Source organism: Bradyrhizobium sp. NBAIM08 (assembly GCF_020193935.1).
Lineage (GTDB): Bacteria > Pseudomonadota > Alphaproteobacteria > Rhizobiales > Xanthobacteraceae > Bradyrhizobium > Bradyrhizobium yuanmingense.
Genome location: NZ_JADYVR010000010.1, coordinates 79,115 through 95,377, shown reverse-complemented (window position 1 = coordinate 95,377; position 16,263 = coordinate 79,115). Strand labels below are relative to the sequence as shown.

The 16,263-nt window shown below is 63.9% G+C and carries 13 protein-coding genes and 1 tRNA gene; 7 read left to right on the top strand and 7 right to left on the bottom strand.

The genetic code is table 11. The features are described 5' to 3' along the window. Positions 1-99 precede the first annotated feature (99 nt). From I6F37_RS28785 to I6F37_RS28775, 3 genes are all read left to right on the top strand, one after another. Positions 100-762, top strand: coding sequence for an ABC transporter permease (locus tag I6F37_RS28785; RefSeq protein ID WP_225131560.1), 663 nt, complete (start codon positions 100-102; stop codon positions 760-762). After that, positions 750-1,625 carry an ABC transporter ATP-binding protein gene (locus I6F37_RS28780; RefSeq protein ID WP_225153367.1) on the top strand — a complete coding sequence of 292 codons (876 nt, stop codon included), beginning with the start codon at positions 750-752 and terminating at the stop codon, positions 1,623-1,625. The genes I6F37_RS28785 and I6F37_RS28780 overlap by 13 nt, the downstream gene beginning before the upstream one ends. A 104-nt stretch (positions 1,626-1,729) precedes the next feature. Continuing rightward, the gene (locus tag I6F37_RS28775) at positions 1,730-2,419 is read left to right on the top strand and encodes a Crp/Fnr family transcriptional regulator (RefSeq protein WP_225153365.1); all 690 of its coding nucleotides are present in this window, start codon (positions 1,730-1,732) and stop codon (positions 2,417-2,419) included. On the opposite strand, the gene atzF is transcribed toward I6F37_RS28775, so the two are convergent. After that, entirely contained in the window at positions 2,416-3,798 is a 1,383-nt protein-coding gene (gene atzF, locus I6F37_RS28770) for an allophanate hydrolase (RefSeq protein ID WP_225153363.1), read from the bottom strand. The genes I6F37_RS28775 and atzF overlap by 4 nt on opposite strands. Before the next feature lie 245 nt (positions 3,799-4,043). Between atzF and I6F37_RS28765 the strand changes: the two genes are divergently transcribed. Continuing rightward, positions 4,044-5,090, top strand: coding sequence for an SMI1/KNR4 family protein (locus I6F37_RS28765; protein WP_225153361.1), 1,047 nt, complete (start codon positions 4,044-4,046; stop codon positions 5,088-5,090). A 24-nt stretch (positions 5,091-5,114) separates the two neighbouring features. Here the strand turns inward: I6F37_RS28765 and I6F37_RS28760 are convergent. Beyond that, a tRNA-Ser gene (locus tag I6F37_RS28760) sits at positions 5,115-5,204 on the bottom strand. Positions 5,205-5,397: 193 nt separating this feature from the next. Between I6F37_RS28760 and I6F37_RS28755 the strand changes: the two genes are divergently transcribed. After that, a complete protein-coding gene (locus I6F37_RS28755) occupies positions 5,398-5,739 on the top strand; it encodes a hypothetical protein (RefSeq protein WP_225153359.1) in 342 nt (113 codons plus the stop codon). Positions 5,740-5,976: 237 nt separating this feature from the next. On the opposite strand, the gene I6F37_RS28750 is transcribed toward I6F37_RS28755, so the two are convergent. The 3 genes from I6F37_RS28750 to I6F37_RS28740 all read right to left on the bottom strand — a co-directional run bounded on the left by I6F37_RS28750 (position 5,977) and on the right by I6F37_RS28740 (position 9,996). Beyond that, positions 5,977-7,440: a trehalose-6-phosphate synthase gene (locus I6F37_RS28750; RefSeq protein WP_036016051.1), complete on the bottom strand. Its 1,464-nt coding sequence runs from the start codon at positions 7,438-7,440 to the stop codon at positions 5,977-5,979. Between the two features lie 242 nt (positions 7,441-7,682). After that, on the bottom strand, positions 7,683-8,504 hold the full coding sequence (gene otsB, locus I6F37_RS28745) for a trehalose-phosphatase (RefSeq protein ID WP_036016048.1): 822 nt from the start codon (positions 8,502-8,504) through the stop codon (positions 7,683-7,685). A gap of 4 nt (positions 8,505-8,508) precedes the next feature. Next, complete coding sequence (locus tag I6F37_RS28740; protein WP_036016046.1) at positions 8,509-9,996, bottom strand: MFS transporter; 1,488 nt, start codon at positions 9,994-9,996, stop codon at positions 8,509-8,511. Positions 9,997-10,178: 182 nt separating this feature from the next. Between I6F37_RS28740 and I6F37_RS28735 the strand changes: the two genes are divergently transcribed. Beyond that, the gene (locus I6F37_RS28735; RefSeq protein WP_225153357.1) at positions 10,179-10,559 is read left to right on the top strand and encodes a DUF3175 domain-containing protein; all 381 of its coding nucleotides are present in this window, start codon (positions 10,179-10,181) and stop codon (positions 10,557-10,559) included. A gap of 83 nt (positions 10,560-10,642) precedes the next feature. Here I6F37_RS28735 and I6F37_RS28730 read toward each other — a convergent pair whose 3' ends face one another. Both I6F37_RS28730 and I6F37_RS28725 read right to left on the bottom strand, forming a co-directional pair. After that, a complete protein-coding gene (locus tag I6F37_RS28730; protein ID WP_225153355.1) occupies positions 10,643-12,691 on the bottom strand; it encodes a methyl-accepting chemotaxis protein in 2,049 nt (682 codons plus the stop codon). Positions 12,692-12,849: 158 nt separating this feature from the next. Beyond that, positions 12,850-14,889: a methyl-accepting chemotaxis protein gene (locus I6F37_RS28725; protein WP_225153353.1), complete on the bottom strand. Its 2,040-nt coding sequence runs from the start codon at positions 14,887-14,889 to the stop codon at positions 12,850-12,852. Between the two features lie 205 nt (positions 14,890-15,094). Between I6F37_RS28725 and I6F37_RS28720 the strand changes: the two genes are divergently transcribed. Continuing rightward, positions 15,095-16,261, top strand: coding sequence for an FIST N-terminal domain-containing protein (locus tag I6F37_RS28720; protein ID WP_057030254.1), 1,167 nt, complete (start codon positions 15,095-15,097; stop codon positions 16,259-16,261). The last annotated feature ends 2 nt before the right edge of the window (positions 16,262-16,263 follow it).

Here is a 16,263-nt window from a genome sequence, read left to right as displayed (position 1 = left end):
AGACGCAGCAGCGCGACCGAACGGCTGAGCGTACTGGTCGCCGTCCTCTCCGTGCCCGCCTTCACAGGCATGTGGGAACTGGTTGCGCGCTCCGGCATCGTGAACACCGTGCTGTTTCCGCCGCCATCGACCGTCGCCGTTGCCGTTCTCGAATGGATTCGCAGCGGACAATTCTTCGCCGACCTGATGGCGAGCCTCGCGCGCGTGGCCGCGGGATTTGCCATCGGGGCCGCGGGCGGAATCGTGCTCGGCATCCTGACCGGCCGATTTCGACTGGTGTCCAGCCTGCTTTCGCCCTTGTTTCACATCCTTCGTCCAATTCCTCCCATCGCCTTCGTGCCGATCGTCATCCTTTGGTTTGGCCTCTCGGAAACAGGCAAGCTTTTCCTGGTCGTTTGGGGCGTGTTCTTCACGGTATGGCTCGCGACCCACATCGGGGTGCAGAAAGTCGACCACGGACTTATCCGAGCCGCCCAGATGCTCGGCACGCCGCAACCGCAGATGCTGTGGGAGATCGTCCTTCTTGGCGCGCTGCCCTATATCACGGTCGGTCTTCGAACCGCGGTGAGCATCTCCTTCTACACGCTGGTCGCCGCCGAGTTGGCAGGAGCGTTCGCCGGTATCGTTTATCGTATCGAAATTGCGCAACAGAACATGCAAACGGGTCAGGTCATGGGCGGGCTGGCGGCTCTCGGACTGCTTTCCTTCGTCGCCGACCGTTCCTTCGCGATTCTTGCCGAACGTGCCGTGTGGTGGCGATGACCCCTAGCCTGCTTCGTCCAGACCAGCCGCTCAGGCTCGTGGATACGTACCCGCCGTCCGCCGCGGCGTGTCAGGCGATCATCCGGGTCGAGGATTTGAGCATCGTCTTCGATGCGCCGAGCGGGCAGGTCATCGCAGTCGACCGCGTATCCCTGGCAGTAGCCCAGGGGGAATTCGTCTCGATCGTCGGTCCATCCGGCTGCGGCAAGTCCACGCTGCTGAATGCAATGGCCGGCCTCGAGCGGCCGTTCGGAGGCCAGGTGCTCATGGCCGGCGAAGCAATGCGCAAGCCACGACCCGAGATCGGAATGGTCTTCCAGCAGCCACATCTGTTTCCGTGGAAATCGGTGCGCCGGAATATCGCGCACGGGCCCCGCGCTCTCGGCAAGCCGAAAGCGGAGGCGCTGCGGATTGCCGACGGCCTCATCGAGATGATCGGCCTGACCAGATTTGCGTCGGCATATCCGCACACGCTATCCGGGGGCATGCAGCAGCGGGTTGCGATTGCCCGTGCCCTCGCCAATCAACCGCGTGTCCTGTTGATGGACGAGCCGTTCGGAGCGCTGGATGCGCAGACCCGGGCGGTCATGCAGGACAATCTGCTCGAGCTCCGCGAGCGGATCAATGCAACAATCGTCTTCGTCACACACGACATCGATGAAGCGATCCTTCTCTCTGACCGTGTGCTGATCATGAGCGCCGGGCCTGGCCGCATCCTCAGGGATCTTCAGGTGAGCCTGCCGCGGCCGCGCTCCAGCGCCATCGTCGCGGAGGCCGCCTATCTCGCCCTCAAGCGGGATTGCCTTGACCTGATCCGCTCGGAAGGCCGCAGGGCCTTCGAGCAGATGGAAATCAAGACGTAGGCGCCTGACGATATGTTCTGGCACGGCTCTTGAATAGCTTTCCCCTGCGGCGGCAGGGGAGCGAGCAGATGTCAGCGGCAAGTCTCAGGAATGCGACCGGCATCATGCTGGCGGGATCGGATGCTCTGGTCGGGTCCCTGCCGAGCTTGTTGGATCCGTTGTGTGAGGCTGACCGGCGCCGTGTCCTCGCCATCGGACGCGAGGAGGTTCTGCAGGCAGGCATCCATGTCTGGCGTCAGGGCGATCTGCAGAACGGCATATATCTGATCGAAGAGGGGCGTATTCGCAGCTACTACGCGGCGCCTTCCGGACGCGAGGTGACGCTGGCCTACTGGTTTGCCGGCAACTTCGTCGGCGGCCCCGATCTGTTCGGTGCTGGTGCCCACGTATGGTCTTCGGTTGCAGTGGAACGAAGCCGAGTGACGTTCTTGCCCGGCCCAGCCCTGCGTGCGCTGGCGCTTCAATCGGCAAGTATCGCAGTCGCGCTGCTGGATGCGCTCGCCTTCAAGGCACGGTGCTACTCGGCCATGGCGCAAATGCTGGGGACCCGCTCGGTGACCGAGCGGCTGCATCGTCTGTTGGTCTTCCTCTCGAAGATCTACGGTTCGCAGCAGGGCCGCGAGATCGTGATCGGGATCCCGTTCACGCATGGTGATCTCGCCAATCTGATCGGCTCAACCCGCCAATGGGTGACGGTGCAGCTTTCCCGCATGCAGGCAAGAGGCGTCATCCGTTATCACCGGGGCCTGATTGTGATCCTCAATCTGCGCGCCCTCGATCTCGAAGTGGTCTAGGAGGCGGCCTTCGGATATTCCTTTAGATCGAACAGTCTGGCCTTCGCATCGGGCAGCCATCGTTCGGCAAGGTCGAGAACAACATGGTCGCGCCACGCAGGTGCCAGCAAAGTGATACCCATCGGCATGCCGTTGCCGAGCGTTGCATTGGGAACCGACACCGCGCACAAGTCCACGAGATTGGCAAAATAGGAGTAGTAACCGAGGCGGTTGTTGAGCGTGATGGGATCTTCCATCATCTCCGCAATCGTGAAGGGGCGTGGCGCGGTCGGTACCACCAGAACATCGATCTCCTCGAAAAGCGTTTGGATCTGGCGTCGCAGCTTCCAAAGTCGATGTTGCGCGGCGAATGCATCTGTTGCGGAAAACCGGGCAGCTCCGCTCAGCACGTTGCGGATGACGTCAAGCAGGTCTCCATGATCGATGTTCATGAGCTTGCTGATCGCCGCATGACGTTCGGCAATCCAAGGCCCTGAAAAGAGCATTTCACCGGCTTCGGCGAAAGGCGCGAAGTCAATGTTCCTGGCTTGACCTCCCAATCCCGAAAGCCTCGTGCAGGCCTGCCTGTAGAGGTCATCGCATTCCGGCATGCCGAATGAATTGAGATGACCGACAGGGACCTGGCCGAACCGGAATTTGCGAGGAGGTGGGAAGGACGTGGCAATCCGTTGGCGGCTAAAGGGATCACTGTCGTCGAATCCTTCGATCAACCCGAGCAGAATTCGACCTTCGGCAATGGAATTGCAGAAGATCGAGGGACAATCGAGCGTCGGACAGTTCGGCACAAGTCCCCGGGACGAGACGAGGCCGACGGTTGGCTTGATCCCGATGATTCCGTTGAAACCTGCGGGAATCCGGCCTGAGCCGCCGGTATCTGTGCCGAGAGCGAAGGCAACATGGCCGGATGCTACGGCAGCAGCCGAGCCGGAGCTCGAACCGCCGGAGACATACAGATCGTCCGCCGCACTGGAACAGGCGCCGTAGGGGGAGCGGGCGCCGGACAGTCCGGTTGCGAACTGATCCAGGTTGGTTTTGCCAAGACAGATCGCACCCGCGGCCGCCAATTTCTCGACGCATCTAGCCGATTGCGCAGCCCTATATTCGAATGACGGGCAGGCTGCTGTCGTTGGCATGGCCTCAACGTCAATATTGTCCTTGACGCCGAATGGCACGCCAAGGAGCGGCAGGACTTCACCCTCTTCCGCTCGTTGCACAAGGGCATCAACCTCAGCCAGCGCTTCTTCCATGGGCCGCACATAGATCCAGCAATTGCGGTGCCGGTCCCGCTCGATGCGCTCATAGGCGCTTATGATGATGGAGGCGAACTCGGCAGGGGAACGGAGGGGTCGGCTCTGCGCGGATAGGATCGCTTGCGGCACGGAATAAGCTCCTGAGGGCATGACCCCACGAATATGAAGCCGCTGCCCAGCAATGAAAGCAACTAAGCGCCTCAACCGCACCGGCGGGACTCGAGCCTGCAACCAAACCGTTATGAGCGGCAGCAAATGGCGGAGAGAGTGTCAGTCAATCCAGATTGACGTATAAGCTGTTTTCATTCCGAAGGGCGGCAATCAACGGTCCTGGCTACTGGGCGCTTAGACACGCCTCGTAACATGACGAGGTAATGAAGATGGCGACGAAACGGCTCTTTGACGACTTTGACTTCGAAGGCTTCTGGAATGACTGTCCGTATTCCCTGGAGAACTATGTCGAGCCTCCGCCGACCGACGAGCTGATCGCCTCCATTGAGCATGAAATCGGAGGGTATCGACTGCCGGCGGCCTATGTCGACCTCGCACGGCGCCACAATGGCGGAATGGTCAAGCGCAACTGCCATCCAATGAAGGAGCGTACAGGCTGGGCGGAGGACCACGTGGCTATCGAGGGGCTCTTCGCTCTTGGCCGTACGTCCACCTATTCACTCGCCGGGAAGTTTGGCGCCAAGTTCATGATCGAGGAATGGGGCTACCCGCCGATTGGCGTCGGAATCGCTGACACGCCGGCCGGCGGCCACGAACTGATCATGCTGGACTACCGGAGCTGCGGAAAGCGGGGCGAGCCGCAGGTCGTGTACGTCGACCAGGAGGATGACTGCCGTATCGTCGTCGTCGCGCCGGACTTCGAGACCTTCATTCGCGGCTTGGTCGAGGAGTCCGAGTACGACACTGCTGAGGAGGATCGGGCCGCTGCGATCGCGACCGTCGAGCGGGGAACGTTATCGCCAATCGTGGTGCGAGCCTTGGCCGCCGTCGGCGACCGTCTGCCGCACGGCGAGCGAATGTTGCGCACCTTGGCCCGGCAGATCGTGGACGAGAAAGGCTTCTTTGCCCTGCACGACGAGGAGCGCTCACATCTGATGTATGGACTGATGTTCTGGCTTTATTCGAGCCTTCGTACGGCCAGATCCTTCGAAGCTTTCTTGGGCCGGTCCGAGACCGGCACCTCCTACGACTCGCCTTGTTACGAGCTGATGATCGCTTTCGACCTAGTCACCGAACCTTACGGCTTCAACACGCGCGGGTACGCCGAGGGCTTTGTGAGGGACTGGTGGGACGCGTGCGTCGCCCGCGGCGACATGGCCGAGATGGCGGAAGGCTACCGTCTGACTTCCAGGGCCGAGGCGGCCCTGCTCGGACGCTTGGCGACGATTGCTGGCCCCGAAGGCAAATAAGCCGGCGCGATTGATTTGAGCGGATGGCGGAGAGAGTGGGATTCGAACCCACGGTACGGTTTCCCGCACACACGCTTTCCAAGCGTGCGCCTTAAGCCACTCGGCCATCTCTCCGGAGCGCCCTCTCTTGAAGGGGCGCCGACGATTTTGCAAGGGATCGCGGAGATATCGGGCGATTTTTCCGCAACTTACTGTATTTGCAGCACAATATCCGGCTCCGCGGGCACCCGAAGCGGCCGCGGGGCTGAACCGCGGGCGGCCCTGGCGCGACGATTCACGGCAAGCCGCCACACACGACCGGGACGCCATGACCATCCGCAAGACCATCGCCGCCCTGAGCCTGATTTCGACCCTCGGCTCCGCCCTTGCCGCGCCGGCCCTGGCACAGGTCTGCACCCGGCAGGGGGTCGACGTCAGCTGCGACGACGGCCGGCGCGGGGTGCTTTCAGGCGATACCATCCTCTGGCCGGACGGAACCCGCTCCAGCTCGACGCCGCATCAGAGCGTGATCATCGGCAACAAGAGCTCGGTGCGTGTCGGGACCGGCGTGTTCGTCGGCCAGGGCAAGGGCGTGGTGCCGCTGGATAATCCGAACGCGCCGAACAAGCGGCAATGCGCGATCCTGGACGGCGTGTCGTATTGCTATTGAGGGGCGCTCTTGCCTTCTCCCCTTGCGGGAGAAGGTGGCGCGAAGCGCCGGATGAGGGGTTGCATCCACGAATCTTGCTGCGAGACGTTCACGCGTGGAGAGACACCCCTCACCCGTCTCGCCGCTGTCGCCATAGCAGATGCAAAGCATCGGCGTTCTTAAGAACGGCGGCCAGAGGCCCCCTATGCCACCCTCTCCCACAACAAGGGGAGAGGGTGAGATCGAGCCAAGCTGAGATTAGATCAACCGCACGCCTGAGATCGCCGACTTCAACCAGCGCAGCGCCTGCGGCGGCTGGGCCGCGAGCGGCGCCACGGCGGCCTTCTCGGTGCGGCACTTCTCGAGCTCGGCGACGAAATCGGCGGACCATTGCTGGATGGTGTGGCCGCGCAGCTTCTTCATCATCGCATCCCAGCGCATCTTGCGCTCGGTGAGCGGCATGGATGCCGCGACCGCGACCGCGCGGGCCATGCCGTCGATATCGTGCGGATTGACCAGCAGCGCAGCGTCGAGCTCGTTGGCGGCGCCGGCGAACTTCGACAGCACCAGCACGCCGGGATCGGCGGGATTTTGCGCGGCGACGTATTCCTTGGCGACGAGGTTCATGCCGTCGTGCAGGGGCGTCACCACGCCGACCTGCGCGGTGCGGTAGAGACCGGCGAGCACGGCCTGGCTGAAGCCTTTGTTCAAATAGCGGATCGGCGTCCAGTCGACCTCGCCGTGGCGGCCGTTGACGTCGGTGACGAGGCGCGCGACCTCGTTCTGGAGATTGCCATAGGCCTCGATGCCGCCGCGCGAGGGATTGGCGATCTGGAGCAGCGAGATGCTGCGCGCAAACTGCGGCTGCTCGGTCCAGAGCCGGTCGAATGCGCTGATTCGGTTGACGAGACCCTTGGAATAGTCGAGCCGGTCGACGCCGATCGCGAGGCGCTCGCCGTTGAGGCTGCGGCGCAGGCGCGACACATCCGGATGCGCGGCCGACTTCGCGGCATAGGCGGCGAACTTCTCCGCATCGATGCCGATCGGGAAAACTTCACAGCGCGTGCGCCCATGCTGCGAGACCACGACCCCGTCCTCGATGGTGAGGCCGAGCTCGGCGCCGACATAGCCGAGGAAGTTCTGCCGATCTTCCTCGGTCTGGAAGCCGAGCAGATCATAGGCCAGCATCGCGGTGATCAGCTCGCGATGGTTGGGTACGCCCTGCATCACAGCAGTGACGGGCCACGGCGTATGCAGGAAGAAGCCGATGGGATCATCGACGCCGAGCTCGCGCAGCTCGGCACCAAGCGCGAGGAAATGATAGTCCTGAACCCAGAACGCAGTCCGGGCTTTGCGGAAACGCATCAAGGCGCGCGCCATGAAGGCGTTGACCTCGCGATAGCTGACATAGTCCTCGCGCGAGACGCGGATCAGGTCGCTGCGCGAATGCAGCGCCGGCCACAGCGCCGAATTGGCAAAGCCTTCGTAGTATCCGCCGTAATGGGCCGCCGGCAGATCCAACGTCGCAATCGCGCCTGTCCCGAGCGCCTCGATCTCGGCGAACGGCTCCTTCTGGTGGCCATCACGCACCCGGCCGGAGGAACCGACCCAGATCGCACCAGAATGTTCCACAACGGGAAGCAATGCCGCCGCAAGGCCGCCCGTCATGGGCTCGTTGGGTTTGCCGCGGGCGACGCGATTTGAAACGACGATCAAGTTCACAGGTCGTCCCCTCCTGTTCATTCCGCCCCATTTAACTGCCGTTCATCAATATGGTTCCTGATCATCGTTTCAACCAATTGAAACCAAAATCGGGCGTGCGCGTTGGAACTGGTTTCGCTCGTGGAACCCAGTCATTTCGCTGCAAAGACAGCGTTTCCGGTCCTGTTGCGCAGCATGCATCGCACCGCGCAATGGCGCTGCGATGCAAGCCTTTGTGTCTGCGAGATGACGCTGCCTTGGTTTCACCTGGGATCGAGCAGGTGCGCAAGGAACGCACGCACATCCGCCGGCGCATCGAAGTGGCCATTCACGCCCATGGCGCGGCGGCCGACCGAGAACGCCAGCCCGTCCATGTCGGGCATGATCGCGAACACGGTCTCATCGGTGACGTCGTCACCGATGAACAGCGGACGACGTCCTTTGAACGGCGCGCGCTTCATCAACTCGCGCACGCCGCTCGCCTTGGTGAATCCGGAATGCTTGATCTCGCAGACGAACTTGCCCGGCAGCACCTCGATCGGCGCATTGGGCAGATCGGCGCGGATCAGTGAGACGGATTCGTAGATCGCCTTCTCCGCATGCGGCGCCAGGCGGTAATGCAGCGCGAGCGAATAGCCCTTGTCCTCGAGCAGGATTCCAGGGCTGAGCTTGGCGATGGCGGCGAGGCGCCGCTTCAGCTCCTTGTCGAGCGGCGGCGCGTGCAGGGCATCCGCTTCACTGTCCACCGCCAGCCGCATCTCCGCGCCATGACCGGCGACGGCGCGGAACACGTCGGGCGCGAAGATCAGGTCGATGTCGTTGAGCGAGCGGCCGCTGACTAGCGCCAGCGCCCCCGAGGTGCGCTCGGTCAAAGCTTTCAGCGTTTCCGACAGGCCCGGCGGCACCCACACCTCGCGCGGCGTCGGCATCAGCTCAAGCAGCGTGCCATCGATGTCGAGCAGAATGGCGATTTCATCGAGATGCGGCACCAACGCATGCGGCACCGGCACCGTTTCCGGCGTCTCGTCGTCATCAGGTATGGTGAGCTTCTGGTCCAACGCCATTTCCGCAAGTTCCGATTTCATCAGTCTACTCCATAAAGGCGAGCGGCCGCGCGATGTGTTCGAGCGATTTGCGCTCGGCGGCGACGGCATAGCGCCACGCCACGATCGCAGCCGCGATCATCAGGACGGCCCCCAGCAGATAGCCGGCGAATACGCTGGTGCGCGATCCCGTGTCGATCAGCGCGCCGAAAAACGCCGGCCCGATCACGCCGCCGATGCCGGTGCCGACCGCATAGAACACCGCGATCGCCAGCGCGCGAACCTCGAGGGGAAAGGTCTCGCTGACGGTGAGATAGGCCGCGCTCGCGGCGGGCGAGGCGAAGAAGAAGATCACCATCCAGGCGATGGTCTGCCCCTGCGCGCTCAGGACACCGATCGAGAACAGATAGCCTGATAGCGCCAGCAACAGGCCCGATGCGCCATAGGTGAACGTGATCATGGTGCGGCGTCCCAGCGTATCGAACAAGCGGCCGAGCAGCAGCGGCCCGAGGAAATTGCCGGCCGCGAACGGCAGCAAGTACCAGCCGACGTGGTCGGCCTTGATGCCGTAGAAATCGGTCAGCACCAGCGCGAAGGTGAAGAAGATGGCGTTGTAGAAGAATGCCTGCGCGCTCATCAGAACGAGGCCGACCAATGCGCGCCGGCGATAGACCGAAAACAAGGTGTGGACCACCTCGGGGATCGGCGTGTGATCGCGCATCTTCAGGCGGATCTTGGTGAAGCGTCCGTCGCTCGTATCCTGGTCGTGCCCGATCACCGACCGCTCGATCCCGTCGACGATGGCATGGGCCTCGTCGGGACGACCATGAATCATCAGCCAGCGCGGACTTTCCGGGATCCACATCCGCATCAAGAGCACGACGAGGCCGAGGGCGGCGCCGATCAGATAGGCCAGGCGCCAGCCGAGATCGGGAGCGAATACTGCGGGATCGAGCAGCACGATGGCCGCCACTGCGCCCATCGCAGCCCCGATCCAGAAGCTGCCGTTGATCACAAGATCGGTCCAGCCGCGATAGCGTGCGGGCACCAACTCCTGGATCGTCGAGTTGATCGCTGTGTACTCGCCGCCGATGCCGGCGCCGGTGAGAAAGCGGAACAGCGCATAGCTCGCGACATCCCATGACAGCGCGGTTGCGGCCGTTGCCGAGAGGTAGAGCGCCAGCGTGATGAAGAACAGCTTCTTGCGGCCGATACGGTCGGTCAGCCAGCCGAAGCCGAGCGCACCGAGCACGGCGCCCGCGAGATAGGCGGAGTTGGCGATGCCGAGATCGAGATTGGAGAACTGCATCGATGGGCTTTGCTTCAGCGCACCGGAGAGCGCACCCGCAAGCGTCACCTCGAGGCCGTCGAGAATCCAGGTGATGCCCAGCGCGAGCACGACGCGGGTGTGAAAACCGCTCCACGGCAGCGCATCGAGCCGCGAGGGAATGCTGGTCTCGACGATGCGGTCGGTCACGGCCGCCGCCGAGACTACGGGTGCATAGTTCAGCGCTGGGCTCTGCTGCAGTTCCATCGGATTGTTGCGTCTGATCAATGGAAGCGGCCCCGGCTCACATGACGTGGACGGGGTCGATCCGATCATCGGGGTGCGGCATTCTGCCTGCCACCTGCGACAACGTTTGCGAGGGGGCCGGGTTCCCGCGGGAACGCCAGCGAGCACCGCTCGTTTCCGCTGGACCCGCAAGGAGTTGGCGCATGGCTCAGGTCAGAAAGACGACACATTCTCGAAACAGCAGCCCGCGCAAGACGGCACGCAAGGCAAACACCCGGCGGAGCGGGACCGCGCACAAGAGCACCAAACGCGCCACAAGGCGCTGGTCGCAGCGCGTGACGGAGGAGAGCGATGCGCTCGACCTCAAGCAAGGGGTGTTCAAGCTGACCAGCGCGAAGAGGATTGCGGCCTCGCTGAAGCGCTCGGCCGAGCGCAGCTCGCGACGCAAGACCGGCGCCTATCGGTCGGCGCTGTCGATGCTGACCTTCTACATCAACCGCGCCGGCAAGACGCTGCCCAAGACGCAGCGCACGCGACTGGAGCGCGCGAAGGTCGAGCTGAAGCGGGCGTTCGGAAGGGAATGAACTCACTCCGCTGTCGTTCCGGACAGCGGAGTGTAAGGCGATAGCGCGGCCCTTCGGGACCGCGAGCTACAGGAGCAGCGAACCTACGCCGCGCGGATATTCTCCATGAAGCGGTCGAGCTCGGCGCGAAGGCGGGTGCTTTCGCTCGATAGTGTCTTGGCCGAGTTCAGCACCTCTTCGGAGGCCGAGCCGGTCTCGGCAGCGCCGCGGTTGACCTCGCCGATATCGGTGGCCGCGGTCTGGGTGCCCTGCGCCACGGTCTGGACGCTGCGGGCGATCTCCTGGGTGGCGGCGCCCTGCTGCTCCACCGCGCTCGCGATCGAGGTCGAGATCGACGAGATCTGGCCGATCGTCGCGCCGATCTCCTTGATCGCGGCGACCGATTCGGCGGTGGCGCCCTGCATGCCCGTGATGTGCGAGGAGATCTCGTCGGTCGCCTTCGCGGTCTGGCTTGCCAGCGACTTCACCTCGCTCGCAACCACGGCGAAGCCGCGGCCGGCTTCACCGGCGCGGGCGGCCTCGATGGTGGCGTTGAGCGCGAGCAGATTGGTCTGCTCGGCGATGGCGGTGATCAGCTTGACCACCTCGCCGATCTGCTGTGCCGCGTGCGACAGCTTGCCGATGCGGCCGTCGGTCTCCTTGGCCTGCATGACGGCAGCCTCTGCGATGCGGCTGGAATCGCGCACCTGGCGGCCGATCTCCTCGACCGAAGCCGAGAGCTCTTCGGTCGCGGTCGCGACCGACTGCATGTTGGAGGAGGCTTGCTCGGAGACGCCGGCGACCTGGCTCGACAGGCTCTGCGTGGTCTCGGCGGTGCGGGTCAGCGTCGAGGCGGCCGATTCCAGCTGCACGGCGGAGGCCGAGACGTTGGAGACGATGGCACCCACCGCGCTCTCGAAATCGTCGGCAAAGCGGATCAGTTCGGCGCGGCGGCTTGCGGCCTGCTCGCGGTTCTGCACTTCGCTGGCGGCGGCGTCGCGCTCGGCCTTTGCAACGGCCTGGATCTTGAACTCCTCGACCGCGCCGGCCATCTCGCCGATCTCGTCCGTGCGCCCCAGGCCCGGCAACACGACATCGAAATTGCCCGAGGCGAGCTCCCGCATCGCCTTGCACATCGCGATCATCGGCCGCGAGATGCCGTTGCCGAGCCACAAGGCCAGCACGATGCCGATGGCCAGCCCGCCGAGCGCCATCATCAGCATCAGCTGCTGGGTCTCTACGATCGTCGCATTGGCGCTCGCCTCGATGCGTTGCTGGTCCGCGGTGAGATCCGAACGCAGCTCGGCCGAGAGCTTGAGGATGGTCGCCGCTGTCTTGGTCATCTCGCCGTTCAGCTTGACGATGACCTTCACGTTCTCGGTCAGCTTTGCGAACGAGGTGCGGTACTGCTTCAAGAGATCGCCGATCTCCTTGACGCGATCGGTGATCTTCTGGTCGTTCGCGTAGACAGAGACCAGCAGCGTCTCGAGGAACTTGATGCGGGCGATCACGCCGTCGGCGGTCTTCGGCTCCGGCTTGGCGACGAAAGCGCTGACCGAGGTCGAGACCGCCAGATATTGCGAGGTGATGTCCTTGGCCGTGGTCTGCACCGAGGAGAGACCCGCCAGCGCCGCGGTGTCGGCGAGATCGTCGAATTTGAAGCGGATCTTGTTGCCGACACTGTTGAGCTCGTCGGCCGCGATCTTGTTGTTCTCGCGCGTCAGCGTGATGATCTCGCTGAAGACTTTTGTAAAGCTCTGGAACTCGGCCTCGAGCTTGCCGACCTGCTCGCGGCGAGCCGCGCCCGTGGTGGCGGCCATCGATTTGGCGATCGCGCTCTTCAGATTTCCTTCAGCGGCCTTGGCCGCGGTCTCGTCATCAGCCGCGCCGGTCAGGGTATAGGCCCGTGCCAGCCCCTGATAGGAGATCAGCTCGCGATCGACCGTCCGCGCCAGATCGGCTTCCGCTACGCTGGTGCGGTAGGAGGCCACAGCGCCTGCGATCCGCTCGAAGCCGAAATAGGCGAACGCCATGCTGACGGCGAGGATGGCGAGCACCGCCACGAAGCCGAGGATGATTTTTGCGCGAAAACGCAGCGTTGGCAGCTTCGATTGGCGCGACTTCGATTGGCTCGATTTGGACGTGACCGACATTCCCCCACCCCATTCCATTCGCGGAAAACCAGGCGCAGCCGGGAAGCAGCCCGCTTCCGACTCGTGTGCACGGTAACCGGCAAAGGATAAGCTGCGGTAAACTTGTGGCGCCGCAACTGGCGGTTAGGTGACGTAGGGATTTGTTAAGGTGCGCTTTACTACGCCGCCCTGATGTTCGCCATGAAGCGGTCGAGCTCGGCGCGAAGACGGGTGCTTTCGCTCGACAGCGTCTTGGCCGAGTTCAGCACCTCTTCCGAGGCCGAGCCGGTCTCGGCGGCGCCGCGGTTGACCTCGCCGATATCGGTGGCCGCGGTCTGGGTGCCCTGCGCGACGGTCTGGACGCTGCGGGCGATCTCCTGGGTGGCGGCGCCCTGCTGCTCCACCGCGCTCGCGATCGAGGTCGAGATCGACGAGATCTGGCCGATCGTCGCGCCGATCTCCTTGATCGCGGCGACCGATTCGGCGGTGGCGCCCTGCATGCCCGTGATGTGCGAGGAGATCTCGTCGGTCGCCTTCGCGGTCTGGCTTGCCAGCGATTTCACCTCGCTCGCAACCACGGCGAAGCCGCGGCCGGCTTCACCGGCGCGGGCGGCCTCGATGGTGGCGTTGAGCGCGAGCAGATTGGTCTGCTCGGCGATGGCGGTGATCAGCTTGACCACCTCGCCGATCTGCTGTGCCGCGTGCGACAGCTTGCCGATGCGGCCGTTGGTCTCCTTGGCCTGCATGACGGCAGCCTCTGCGATGCGGCTGGAATCGCGCACCTGGCGGCCGATCTCCTCGACCGAGGCCGAGAGCTCTTCGGTCGCGGTCGCGACCGACTGCATGTTGGAGGAGGCCTGCTCGGAGACGCCGGCGACCTGGCTCGACAGGCTCTGCGTGGTCTCGGCGGTGCGGGTCAGCGTCGAGGCGGCCGATTCCAGCTGCACGGCCGAGGCCGAGACGTTGGAGACGATGGCGCCGACCGCGCTCTCGAAATCGTCGGCAAAGCGGATCAGCTCGGCGCGGCGGCTTGCGGCCTGCTCGCGGTTCTGCACTTCGCTGGCGGCGGCGTCGCGCTCGGCCTTCGCGACGGCCTGGATCTTGAACTCCTCGACCGCGCCGGCCATCTCGCCGATCTCGTCCTTGCGGCCAAGACCCGGCAGCACGACGTCGAAATTGCCCGAGGCGAGCTCGCGCATCGCCTTGCACATCGCAATCATCGGCCGCGAGATGCCGGTGCCGAGCAGGAAGGCGAGGACCGCGCCTAACAGCGTGCCGCCGACGGCCAGCATCAGCACCAGCTGCTCGGTCTGCCCGATGGTCGCCGCCGACTCCGAATCCAGCCGCTGCTGCTCGGCGACGAGGTCCGCCTTCATGGCGGTGGCGCCTTGCTGGATCGCGCCGGCCGAGCCGCTCATCTCCGTGACGAGGCCATCGACCAGCTTGGCGTTGGCGATCAACTTCTCCAACGCCTCGCGATAGGCGCCGAGGATGGACTTGGCCTCCTTGAGGCCAGCGACAATCTTGTCGTCCATGGAATAGACCGCACCCAGCGAGTTCTCGACGAATTTCAGCCGCGCGAGGGCGCTGTTCGCGATCGCCTGATCGGACGTCAGCACGAACTGGGTGGCTGCAGCGCTTGCGGTCTGGAATTGGGCGTTGACCTGCTTGGTGCCGAACTCGATCGCCTGCGCTTCGGCGTCGGAGGCGTTGTTGCCGATGTCGTCGAGCTTGTACTTCAGGAGATTGGCTTGGCGCTGGAGCTGGTTCTGCACCAGCAGCGCGCTGTCGCGCTTGGCCTGGAGCACCTTGGCGAAGGTGGCGGAGAAGTTGGAGAACTCCTTGGCGAGCTTGCCGAGGCTTTCCTGCCGCGGCGGCTTGGTGGCGGCCTTGACGGCCTGGTCGATGGCATTCTTCAGGCTGGCCTCGGCATCGAGCACCGCCTTGGCGTCGTCTTCCTTGCCGGTGACGACGAAATATTTGACGGCCGAACGATAGGCGAGCAGCTCGCGATCGATGTTACGGGCGAGATCGGCCTCCGACACGCTGCTGCGGTACGATCCGACCCCGTCGGCGACCCGCTCGAAGCCGAAATAGGAAAACGCCATGCTGCCGGCGGAGATCACCAGGACGGCGGCGAAGCCGAGTATGATCTTTGCGCGGAACTTGAGGGTCGGAAATAGTGCACGCTTCGACGGCGACGCGGTACGCCCGGACATTCCCAACCCCCAGCTCATGTGATTCTGCGGCCCGGAAGCAGCCCTTTCCGAACGTTGCAGAAAATTAGGGCAGAATCCTCAAGGGGTGGTAAATCCGACCGGGCTTGCGGGGAGCGGCTGCCGTGTTGCGGCTCACCGGAAAACGCCCTACTCTCGATAATTATCAGGCACTTGGCATCAGACCGAGCCTTAAGGGAGAAACGGAGTGGGGCAAACCGATTTTCGGTTTGGCGGTGCGTCTGGCGTTGCCGTGGCCAAGTCGAAGGCCGCGAGCGTCGATGACGCCGTGGCCGAGCTGGCGGCCCAGCTCCCGTCCGACGGGCTGGCGCTGATCCTGGTGTTCGTCTCCCCCAGCTACGACCCCGATCGCTTCATCGCGGAGATCAGCCGCCAATTCGACGACACACAAGTCTGCGGCTGTACCACCGCGGGCGAGCTTGCTCCTGACGGCTGGGACGAGAACAGCGTCGTGGCGCTGGCGTTCAGCCGCGCGGACTTTTCCGCGGTGGTGCGGCCGATCTTCAATCTCGACAGCTTCCGCGTCGAGGACGGCCGCAGGATCGGCGGCGAGCTCCGGCACGAGCTGTTGCGGGCCACGCCGCAGGTCGAGCGCGGCAGTCCCTTCGGCCTAGTCCTGATCGACGGCCTGTGCCGCCGCGAAGAAGCGGTGATGTCCGCGATCTATGCATCGCTGGACGACATTCCGGTCGTCGGCGGGTCGGCAGGCGACGGGCTGCGCTTCGAGAAGACGTTCGTGTTTTTCGACGGCAAGGCACACAGCAATGCTGCCCTGTTGATCCTGCTGAACACCTCGTTGCCGTTCCGCGTCTTCAAGTGCGACAATTTCGAGCCGCAGGCGCAGAAGATGGTGGTGACCGAGGCCGACATCGAAAACCGCATGGTCCGGGAGTTGAACGCAGAGCCTGCCGCGCAAGAATATTCGCGCGTGGTCGGCATCATGGATGCCAAGCTCGATCCGTTCTCCTTCGCCTCGCATCCGGTCCTCGTGCGCGTCGGCGGCGCCTATTACGCACGCTCGATCCAGCGCGTCGAGCCGGACGGCTCCTTGCATTTCTTCTGCGCCATCGACGAGGGCATGGTGCTGACCGCCGCGACCTCGCGAAGCCTGGTCGGCGCGGCCCGCGAGACGTTCGCCGACATCCGCGACCAGATCGGAGACGTCTCGCTCTATATCGGCTTCGAATGCCTGCTCCGCCGGCTCGATGCCGAGCAGCATCAGCTCGCCCGCGACATGTCAGAACTGTACCGGCAGAACCGTGTGGTCGGCTTTCACACTTACGGCGAGCAGTTCGGCTCCATGCATGTGAACCAGACCTTCACGGGAGTTGCGATCGGAAGACGCCCGTCGTGACG

What these genes read in the sequence shown, in the direction of transcription:
- I6F37_RS28775 (WP_225153365.1), top strand. Translation starts at nt 1,730, where the DNA reads ATGCTGGCGGGATCGGATGCTCTGGTCGGGTCCCTGCCGAGCTTGTTG.
- I6F37_RS28765 (WP_225153361.1), top strand. Translation starts at nt 4,044, where the DNA reads ATGAAGATGGCGACGAAACGGCTCTTTGACGACTTTGACTTCGAAGGC.
- I6F37_RS28755 (WP_225153359.1), top strand. Translation starts at nt 5,398, where the DNA reads ATGACCATCCGCAAGACCATCGCCGCCCTGAGCCTGATTTCGACCCTC.
- otsB (WP_036016048.1), bottom strand. Translation starts at nt 8,504, where the DNA reads ATGAAATCGGAACTTGCGGAAATGGCGTTGGACCAGAAGCTCACCATA.
- I6F37_RS28740 (WP_036016046.1), bottom strand. Translation starts at nt 9,996, where the DNA reads ATGGAACTGCAGCAGAGCCCAGCGCTGAACTATGCACCCGTAGTCTCG.
- I6F37_RS28735 (WP_225153357.1), top strand. Translation starts at nt 10,179, where the DNA reads ATGGCTCAGGTCAGAAAGACGACACATTCTCGAAACAGCAGCCCGCGC.
- I6F37_RS28730 (WP_225153355.1), bottom strand. Translation starts at nt 12,691, where the DNA reads ATGTCGGTCACGTCCAAATCGAGCCAATCGAAGTCGCGCCAATCGAAG.
- I6F37_RS28725 (WP_225153353.1), bottom strand. Translation starts at nt 14,889, where the DNA reads ATGTCCGGGCGTACCGCGTCGCCGTCGAAGCGTGCACTATTTCCGACC.